2 protein-coding genes are annotated in these 2,774 nt (G+C 31.9%); both read left to right on the plus strand.

Going from position 1 to position 2,774, the window contains the following annotated elements:
- The first annotated feature begins 471 nt into the window (after positions 1–471).
- Positions 472–1,308, plus strand: a complete 837-nt coding sequence (locus AC1DUA_RS32610) for a hypothetical protein (RefSeq protein WP_477503684.1) — start codon at positions 472–474, stop codon at positions 1,306–1,308.
- A gap of 1,309 nt (positions 1,309–2,617) precedes the next feature.
- The coding region (locus AC1DUA_RS32615) for an ATP-binding cassette domain-containing protein (protein ID WP_477503685.1) at positions 2,618–2,774 on the plus strand (157 nt) is incomplete at its 3' end.

The raw sequence follows: 2,774 nt of genomic DNA on the forward strand, positions 1-2,774 counted from the left end.
GTGGACAGGTAATCTTCCTGCTAATCAAGGTGATACTGAGATTAGTACTGTAGCGAGAGCTAACAATTCGGATGTGGTACAGTACTTTAGTATTAAAATAACAAGTTTAGGCACCGGGTACACAGCTGTTAGGGCGTGGACGGAAGGAAGTGCGGGAGGTAACTACTCCTCTCCTTACACTGAAGTACAATCAAATTCAACCTGGGCTACACCTTCCTACACTACAACCCCTTCTAAGGGTACTAATATTACATTAAACCTGGATAACCCTGTTTATACATCTTCGTCAGTTTCCGTTGCTGGTGAATGGAGTCCCAACTCAGGTCATAAGAGAGTGTTGGTTAACCGATAGGACTGATAGTTTATTCTCTTAAATTCGATGCGTTTTACATGGGGTCATTGGCTTGATACACCCATGTAAAACGCATTGTTAATTTTTTAATCCAATATAATACATTAGGGGGATCGTATGTGAGTTATTTTAAAATTGACATTAATAGACTAATAACAAGCAAACAAGTAATTGTTGTAGTTATGCTGCTACTTGCTATTGCAATAATAGATCCAATTACGGTATTTATGCACTTTTCTAAGGATATCGGTACTGCAAAGACAATTGGTCAAAATCCATTTCAGTTTTGGATGCTAATGAATTCAGTAAGTTGGGGGAATAACTTATACAATATTATGTTTTGGATTCTTGCTACATTATTAACGGGTTTAATCTATTATGAAGACAAAAATACCTCTATGTATATGTATCAAGTCATTAGAAAAGGTAAGCGTAAGTATTTGATCTCGAAGTTTCTTTCAACGGGATTATTTTCGTTTATTTTAATGTTACTAGTTTTAGAAATAAATATTTTAGTGACTTACATGTTATTTCCTGATATGACTGTTACAACAGATTACTACGATAGATTAGTCCCACATGAAGGAAGCTTTGTATATAAAGCTTTTTTGTCGAATCCTTTAAGTGAGACCCAAATCTATACTTTCTTGAATGCTCTTGCGATGTCAATATTTGTTGTATTTTCACAATGTGTCAGTATGTTGTTTAAATTTTCGATTAGGTATGTTGCACTTTTAATTCCTGTGATTACTCTGTACGGTATCAACTTTATTTTTGATTCATTTCCAGGGCTTTTTGCATATAACATTCGAATGATACTTCAACCCAGAGCGGTCAGTGCATTAACAACTATAATAACTTGGGAAAATGTAATTGTAGTTATGGGAGGATGGATGGTAGTGAACTTAATATTAATAAGAGTAATATTTTTAAAATCGAGAAATTTTTATGAATAGACTTGCATTTTTTTTGATGTTTACGATCTACATTTCAATTAATGCAATAATTTCTGTACTAAAACTATCCATTGGCCATGATTGGTTTAATCAATGGTTTTTCGATAAATTTTTCGTGTTTCAATTTATTTCAGTAGTTACTATAGGGCTGGCTATTGAAAGCAGATATTTTCATAATTTATCTTACATAAGAATAGGAAGGAGAAGAGAAATATTCAGAAAGGAGTTACTAAGATACTATAGACAAGGGTTCATATGCTTAAACATTATGTACATATTTATCATACTTGGGTCAATGTTACTTCAAGAAAGTAGCTACATATTACAGTTGATTGAATGGTATATAAGATATTTATTAGGAATTATAGTTTTCATAAACATAATGTCCTGTTTGAAATGGTCGAATAACTTCATTTTGAGTAGGTATTGCAAGCTATTTACTTTCATATGGATGGCTGTTGAACTCTTATTGCTTAAACCTTTTGTAAACAAATTTTTCTCGTTTGATATCAACTTGTTATTTTCCTGGGTCTTTCATAGTGGATTACTGAGTTATTTTTACATGTTGATTTTGATTGTGCTTACTACATTACTAAATACTAGGCTTAGTGATAAGAGGGATTTTATATGATAGGAGTTTTTAAGAGTATAAAGCCTTCCTTTTTAACTATTTTGATAGGCACTCTTATTTCTTATGGGTTCTTAAGAATGAAGGGCAGTAGTGAGCTTACTACTATGTTTCAAACTATTTTCGGGGGAAAGCCTTTAAACGAACTAATGTTAAAAAGTTTATTCGTAATGCTATGTTTCTTGCTACAGTATATAAATATTCACTATATTGTTTTTTATATAGACAACTCGGATAGTTTGACTGTTCGATATGGCAGTAAAAACAATTGGCTGAAAGCTCTATTGAAAGGTATTTTAATAATCACAGCGGTATTTGTGATATTGGTTTATGTTATATGGTTACTTCTAGATACTACTTTTATTTCTTCTAAGGTACTTCAAACATTAAATATTAATACAATTGTAGTTATAGGGAGAATTTATTTATTTTGTATCATAACAATTCTAGTTCAGATATGTCTTCTACTAAAAATGACGAAAACAAGCACCTATATCATAATGGGAGGTATTTCAATTTTTTTAGCTATGATAAGCCACTACCAGGGTGCATTTTTTTTCATCTTGCCTCAAGTAAGCAGCCCTTCAATTACACTTCTCAATGTTATTGTGAGTATATTCTTTGCTCTATTGTTAGTAGTACTTATTAAAAGAATAAACAGTAAGAAGGAGTTGCCATTCTATGAAAATTGAGGTAATCAACTTTACCAAGTCAATCGGCAAAATTAATGTTCTTCAAAATATTAATGCTCTCCTCAAAAGCGGTAATATCTATGGAGTAGTTGGTAAAAATGGAAGTGGTAAAACAATGTTTTTGAGGATGATTGCTGGCCTAATAC

It is taken from the genome of Paenibacillus sp. 01T422 (assembly GCF_056398785.1).